This is a genomic window from uncultured Salegentibacter sp. (assembly GCF_963972535.1).
In the GTDB taxonomy this organism is placed as follows: Bacteria; Bacteroidota; Bacteroidia; order Flavobacteriales; family Flavobacteriaceae; genus Salegentibacter.
The window spans coordinates 1-7,289 of record NZ_CAXAVR010000123.1 but is presented as its reverse complement, the minus strand read 5'-3'; the positions used below and the strand labels follow the sequence as shown (position 1 = coordinate 7,289).

The window sequence follows — 7,289 nt, the reverse complement described above, 5'->3', positions numbered from 1 at the left end:
ACACGATAATAAGAACTTGCCCTTGCCACAGCTCTTATTGCAGCGTTCATTCCGGGGGAATCTCCGCCGGAGGTCATTACTCCTATTCGTTTAATTCTTTTTGTCATACTTTAAAATTCTTGCCTAAAATTACAAACTCAGAAGCTACCTGAAAAGAAAAAAGAATAAGTTTTACCCAATATTAGAGATTTAAATACTCTAAATTGATTTGCTTAATATTCCTAATTTTAATTTTCATCTGGAAAACGAATATAATCAGGAGACTGGGGACGCGTTGCAGGCTCTTCTTTCTCGGTTTCGCTATTTAAAGATTGAATTTCGGTATTTGCAATTTTTCTAATCAATTCTTTGAAGGTGTCAAAATCTACCGAATAAGACAAACCAATTCCCTGTGTAAAGCCTATTTCTTCCCCTATAAACTGAATATTATTTTCCCGATTAAAAACCTTTGCTCTTAGGCTTCCGTCTTCGTTTAAAAGAAAATCTATCTCCAGGTCGCCTACAATAATAGATTCGGTAACGCCTCCAATGGGGACACCTACCTGGCCATTAATAATTACGCGGTCGTTAATTTGGGTAGAAAGTGTTAATCCAAAACGGTCTACAGTTTGTTGGTCTGGCGTACGATCTCCCTGCACATAATTAACACCAACCTGGAATTTACCGTCGTCTCCCGCAAAAATATCGTTCACTATACTCGAAGCCCTTTCGGCCAAAGTTCCTGTAATTGCATTTTGCCTTAATCCGAATTCACTATAGAAAGCACCCTGGGTTACCAGGAATAACGCCTGAAGCTCTTTACTGGAGCGGTCGTCCATTCTATATTCTAACTCAGATCTTACCACAGAGCTGGCGTTTGGAAAAGCAATATCAAAAGTAATATCGGGTTGTTCTATTTCTCCCTGCAAATTAATAACTACTTCCACCGGAATTTTTCTGTTAATTGAAGGATTTTCAAGTAAAACTGCTGGGTTTGCGTTTAAGGAATAAATAGCACTTACATCAAGTTGAGCATCGGTAGGATCCCCATTCCAGTTGATACTTCCGCCAGATTCTACATTAAAAACTTTTTGAACCAGCCCAGCATACTTAAAATTATAAACGCCTTCATACACTACGAAATCACCCCACATATTAAACTTGCCGTTAGTATTTATCTCTAAAAGTAAGTTTCCTGAACCACGGCCTTTTAATGTACTTCCACTGGTTTGATCTACTACTACTTCTACTTCAGCATCATTGGTAACATCAAGATCAAATATAAGTTCCAGGCCAGTAACTTCAGGCAGCTCAATAGATTCACCGGCTTCACGGGCCGCTTTTTCTTCCGGGCTTAAAAAATGAATGTACGAGTTATCTCCTACCGATTCTGTATCACTTAACGGAATTTTAAAAACCGTTCCGCGCTCGGTTGTGGCGGTAACATCTATAACCAATTGATCTGTAGGACCGGCTATACTTGCGTCTCCACTTATAAAAGCTGTTCCGTAATACAATGCGTCCTCATCACCTTCGGTATCTAAAACCAAAAGCCTGTCTGTAGCAATATTTAGATCTAAATCCCATTCCTTAAAGTTTTTATGCCCTATACTTCCATTAAGGGTTCCCGTGGTTTTGTATTTAGTATCTTCAATTTCAACATCGTCAAATACAAACTCCTGCTGGGTTAAATTAACTATTGCTTCATCTTTAAAATCCAGATCTATATTAAGGTATGGAACCCGTAAACCTGCATTTTCAAGACTTATTTCTCCTGAAAAATCGGGGTTTTTGTAGTTTCCCGAAACCTGGGCATTTCCCGACGCTCCACCCCTAATATTACTAAGTACTTCCCCTCCCAAAGGACTAAAAGCGGCGAGATTTAATTCGTCTAAATCTACATCCATTTCTATGGTGGGCTCACTCCCACTCACATTTATACTTCCTATGGCATTTAAAGATTCATTGCCATTTTTACGCAAATTGGCGTTTATATTATAATTGGTGAGATTTTCATTTCCTTCTACATCCAGCACCAAATTACCCAGTAAATTGTCGTTAATATTTAAAGAATCTACCTTAAGATTTGTATTGGGATAATAAGCCCCGTTTTCCTGAAGTAAATCAAATTTTCCATTTAGCGTTCCCGCAAGGTCCAGGCTATTTATGTGGGGAGTGATTTTGCCAATATCTACATTATCAAATTCCATTTTAAAATCTTTATATGTAGAATCTCTCATAACGCCGCTAAGCCTTATTTCTTCGTTTTTATGATTCATCACCAAAGAATCTATCGCAAAATCTTTAAAATCGAGGTCAAAAACTATTTTATTGCTTTTATTGCTTTCCTCATTTATATACCACGTATTATTTTTAAAAGTAAGATCTGACCGCTGTATCCCAACAACCGATTTATTTTCTTCGTTGATAGTATGAAAAAGGTTAAGGTTAAAAAAATCTTCATTGTTTTTGCCACCCTGAAATTCAGATCTTATAAAAAGCGTATCGCGCTGGGTTACGTTAATAAAGCTGAACTCTGAAAAATTATAAAAATTTGTAGAAACACTATCGGCTTCAAAATAGGTATTATAAATAGGATTGGTATTATCTACGTTTAGATTTACGGTTTTCATCATATTCCCGAATATATCTATTCTGGGAGAACGGAAATTCACCTTAAATTCAGATTCATCTGAAGCTAAGTGACCGCGAATAAATGTATTTGGCGCAAGATTAATTTCGGGGTAAAAAACTTCTATAATCTTATTATAAATATCAAAATCAAATTCAAGGTATTGATTATTGGTAATGGTTCTGGGTTGGTAATTGGTATAAATACTTCCCAGGGAATTCTCAATTAAAGGTCTTATTTCTGAAAGATTGAAATCTCCAATAATTTCACCGCTTATCACATCGGGAGAATTTATGCTTAAAGTTCTTTCCCTGCCTTCAAAACTGGAAGTTATGCTGAAATCATCAAAAAAGTAAAGATCATTTTGATTTTGGTAGGAAGTGTTAAGCAGCAAAATTTCACCAAAAGCATCGTCTATACTGGTGCCTTTCATATTCATAATCACGTCTCCTTTAAAAATAGAAAGAGTATCCCGAGACACAAAATTTAGGGCATTAAGATCGGCATAACCAACAGAAGCTTCAAAATCGTAGTTATTTATATCTTCAGAAAGGTCGGCCAAACCATTAAATTCCATTTTTAAATTAGGATCGCTGGCCATTAATAAACCATTAAAAACCGGGTTTCTAAGATTCCCAATAACCCGTATGCTCTGGTACGTATACCCGTTAAATTGTAATTTAGAAATTTGTCCTTTTAATTCGGCATCCAGCGATTCAGCATCAAACCCACTACCATCTATATCCAGGTTAAAGCTGGTTTTTCCCAGGCTTGAATTATTAGCGAGTTTACCAATATTTACATCTTCAAAAATTAGTTTACCCTGGTAGGTTACTTCTCTTGGGTTATCAAAGCCACGTAAAATTAGATCTGCTTCAGCCGAGCCTAATTGCGTATTTATAATTACATCTGCATCTAAATTTGAACCGGTAACAATAGCATCACCACGCATTCTTAAATTGCCAAAATCCCGAATATTTTCGGGAAGTTTTCCCTGAAGGTCCCCCGGCAATAAATTTACCAGGTCGTAATAATTAGTAGTAAAATCGCTAAAATCTCCTGTTAATTTAAAATTTTCACCTCCGCGAGAAAATGCTCCTTCCACATTAACTTCTCCCTCAATCCTACTGCGATCCATCCCGGTTAATTGCAAATTGGGAAGAACAAAATCGTTTAACGTTCCATTTATATCGGTAGTTAATTGCATTATTTGGTCATCTCCAAAACTTGAATAAAAAGCCTGAAGATCGGTACTGGAAATAATACTTTCAGTAAAAGTTCCGGTTACTTCAACTTTATTTACAAAATCTGAGAAATACTCGGTTTCGTAATTAAATTCCAGGTTTGCTTTTACAAAAGACTGGGGAGTTTGAATCCTGAGATTATCAAAAACCATTTTTTGCGGACTATAGAAAAAATTCGTGCTTAGGTTATCCACTCTTAAACCACGCTTTTCATAACCTTTAAGTCCTTCAATATCTACATTAATTTCGGGCCCTTTAATTTTTAAATCTGTGGCATAAATATTTAAATCGTCCAGGACTACGAATTCCGGGTTTTCACTATCTTCATTTATAAAACTGTAAGAACCGTTATTAATCTCTACCCTATCTACCAGGAGTTCAAATTGTGTAGAATCGCCAGAGGGTTTAGTGCTTAATTGCTGAATAAAATAGGCAAGATTATCCCGGTCTTCGCCTTTATATTTTTTCATATTTAGTTCTAAACCTTCTAAATAGGTCTTTCCTAAATGTGGATTATTGCTAAAGAGGTTTGAAATTCCTAAAAGTGAAGTACGTAATTCTTTAGAAAAAATTAAGGTATCTTTATGATGATCTTCAATGTAAACTCCATTAATTTTCACCCGGCCAAAATACGTGAGACTAACACGGTCTACAGAAATATTTACTTGGTTATTTTCGTTAATTGAAGTAGTAATACGGTTTGCAATACCGGTTTGAACGGCAGGAATGGAGAATACGATCAAAATTATGACAAAAAGTAAAACCAGCGCAACCACTGTTCTAGTTAATATTTTCCAGAATTTTTTGATACGCTTTTATATTTTAACTTTGTACACAATATTAACAATTTCTATGCCCCTTATTTCTTAATGGCTTCACAAAATATTTACATATTAGGGATCGAATCTTCCTGCGACGATACTGCTGCAGCTATACTGCATAACGGCAAAATACTATCTAACATTGTAGCAACCCAGGAAGTTCATAAACAATACGGCGGTGTGGTACCAGAACTCGCTTCCAGGGCGCACCAACAAAACATAGTTCCTGTAATTCACCAGGCATTGGCCAGCGCAAATATCGGTAAAAAAGATGTATCTGCAATTGCTTTTACCCGTGGTCCCGGCCTTATGGGTTCTTTGCTTGTGGGCACTTCTTTTGCCAAGTCTTTATCGCTTGGTTTAGGAATTCCACTTATTGAAGTTAATCATATGCAAGCGCATATTTTAGCGCATTTTATTGAGGAAGATGTTTTTAAAAAACCAGAGTTTCCGTTTCTGGCTTTAACTATAAGCGGTGGTCACACCCAAATCGTAAAAGTTTCTAATTATTTTGAAATGGAAGTAATTGGTGAAACTACCGATGATGCCGTGGGGGAAGCCTTTGACAAAAGCGCAAAAATTCTAGGTCTACCCTATCCCGGCGGGCCTTTAATAGATAAATATGCAAAAGAAGGGAATCCTAAAGCTTTTCCGTTTCCCAATCCTAAAGTACCTGATTTGAATTTTAGCTTTAGCGGATTTAAAACTTCAGTTCTCTATTTTGTGCAGAAACAAACCAAAGAAAATCCTGATTTTGTTGCTGAAAATTTAAAGGATATCTGCGCTTCCATTCAGTTTTCAATAGTTAGAATTTTAATGGATAAACTTAAAAAGGCCGTAAAACAAACCGGAATTAATCAAATTGCCATAGCCGGTGGGGTTTCAGCAAACAGCGGGATTAGAAATGCCCTAATGGATGCCGAAAAAAAATACGGCTGGAACTGTTTTATTCCAAAATTCGAATATACTACAGATAATGCAGCGATGATTGCTATCGCTGGCCATTATAAATATTTGGAGCAAGATTTTTCAGACTATTCTATTACTGCCCAGGCACGCTATAAATTTTAATCCATGCAACTTTTCTATACCCCAAATATTGAAAAAACCGATAAACAAATTGTTTTCCCAAAGGATGAAAGTCGGCATATTGCGAAGGTTTTGCGAAAAAGTGCCGGGGATACTTTAAAAGTAACCAACGGAAAAGGATTTTTATTTACTGCAGAAATAATCACTGCAGACCCCAAACAATGTTTAGCAAATATTATTGCAGTTGAAGAGGAAAGTCCAAAAAAGTACCGATTGCATCTTGTAGTAGCGCCAACCAAAATGAATGACAGGTACGAGTGGTTCTTGGAAAAAGCTACCGAAATTGGGATTGATGAGATCACCCCAATAATTTGTGATCACAGCGAAAGAAAAACCATAAAATTGAATCGTTACGAAAGGGTTTTGCAAAGTGCGATGAAGCAATCATTACATTATAATTTACCTATTCTTAATGAAGCGATTAGTTTTTCAGAATTTATAACAACTGAAACCGAAGGGCAAAAATTTATTGCTTATTGTGAAGAAGGAATGGAACGTTTTTCATTAAAAAATCAGGCTAAATCACAAGAAAATATAACTATTTTAATTGGTCCTGAAGGTGATTTTTCTCCTGAAGAAATAAAATTAGCACTTAAAAATAACTGGAAACCGGTGAGTTTGGGTGAAAGCCGCTTAAGAACAGAAACTGCAGCCATAGTTGCCTGCCATACCGTAGCACTTATAAACCAGGATTAAGCCTATAGAATTAACCTAAATTTTTTCAAAATATTTTGAAATTTATTACAGGTTAGTAAACTCCCTTTTTTATTGATATTTTTACCCAAATGTTGAGTTTAAAAAAATATTTTTTCTTAGTTCTTTTTCTTGGTTGCTGCCAGTTCTTAGCAGCTCAGGAAATAGCGCTATTAAAATATAATGGTGGCGGCGATTGGTATGCAAATCCCACTTCTTTGCCCAATCTTATAAATTTTGCCAACAATAATATTGGCACAAATTTAAACACCAAACCGGTTACGGTTACCCCAGAGAATTCAGATATATTTCAATATCCATTTGTACATATGACGGGTCATGGAAATGTAGTTTTCAATGATAAAGAAGCCGAAAATCTTAGAAACTATTTATTAAGCGGTGGGTTTCTTCATATAGATGATAATTACGGAATGCAGCAATATTTAGAAAAAGAGCTAAAGAAAATTTTTCCCGAAAAAACACTTGAAGAATTGCCGGCCAATCATCCTATTTTTAATTCAGCATTTAATTTTCCGCGTGGCTTGCCTAAAATTCACGAACATGATAATAAACCGCCACAGGCTTTAGGCATTTTTGATAAAAATAGGCTGGTACTTTTATTTACTGTAGAAAGTGATTTAGGTGATGGCTGGGAAAGCCCCGAAGTTCACAACGATCCCGAAGAAGTAAGGTTAAAAGCACTGCAAATGGGAGCAAATATTTTAAAATACGTATTTGAGAATTAATGGAACAACTCACCCATTTTGACGAAAAATTCAATAAAGAAAAATCGCCGGTTATTCTTCTATTAGACAATATTACCGGGGAAGC

5 protein-coding genes are annotated in these 7,289 nt (G+C 35.9%); 3 read left to right on the top strand and 2 right to left on the bottom strand.

Annotation, left to right across the window (positions count from 1 at the left end; genetic code table 11):
• A partial coding sequence (locus AACZ30_RS11980) for a 6-phosphofructokinase (protein WP_339649585.1) occupies positions 1–107 on the bottom strand: 107 nt, incomplete at its 3' end.
• Positions 108–227: 120 nt separating this feature from the next.
• Positions 228–4,598 (bottom strand): translocation/assembly module TamB domain-containing protein, encoded by a 4,371-nt coding sequence (locus AACZ30_RS11975; RefSeq protein ID WP_339649584.1) that lies wholly within the window; start codon positions 4,596–4,598, stop codon positions 228–230.
• A 126-nt stretch (positions 4,599–4,724) separates the two neighbouring features.
• On the opposite strand from AACZ30_RS11975, the gene tsaD reads away from it, so the two are divergent.
• From tsaD to AACZ30_RS11960, 3 genes are all read left to right on the top strand, one after another.
• Complete coding sequence (gene tsaD, locus AACZ30_RS11970) at positions 4,725–5,747, top strand: tRNA (adenosine(37)-N6)-threonylcarbamoyltransferase complex transferase subunit TsaD (RefSeq protein WP_339649583.1); 1,023 nt, start codon at positions 4,725–4,727, stop codon at positions 5,745–5,747.
• A gap of 3 nt (positions 5,748–5,750) precedes the next feature.
• Positions 5,751–6,461, top strand: a complete 711-nt coding sequence (locus tag AACZ30_RS11965; protein WP_339649581.1) for a 16S rRNA (uracil(1498)-N(3))-methyltransferase — start codon at positions 5,751–5,753, stop codon at positions 6,459–6,461.
• An 89-nt stretch (positions 6,462–6,550) separates the two neighbouring features.
• Complete coding sequence (locus tag AACZ30_RS11960; protein WP_208225534.1) at positions 6,551–7,204, top strand: DUF4159 domain-containing protein; 654 nt, start codon at positions 6,551–6,553, stop codon at positions 7,202–7,204.
• The last annotated feature ends 85 nt before the right edge of the window (positions 7,205–7,289 follow it).

Excerpts from the sequence above, each read along its gene's own strand:
- tsaD (WP_339649583.1), top strand. The coding sequence starts at position 4,725 with ATGGCTTCACAAAATATTTACATATTAGGGATCGAATCTTCCTGCGAC.
- AACZ30_RS11965 (WP_339649581.1), top strand. The coding sequence starts at position 5,751 with ATGCAACTTTTCTATACCCCAAATATTGAAAAAACCGATAAACAAATT.
- AACZ30_RS11960 (WP_208225534.1), top strand. The coding sequence starts at position 6,551 with ATGTTGAGTTTAAAAAAATATTTTTTCTTAGTTCTTTTTCTTGGTTGC.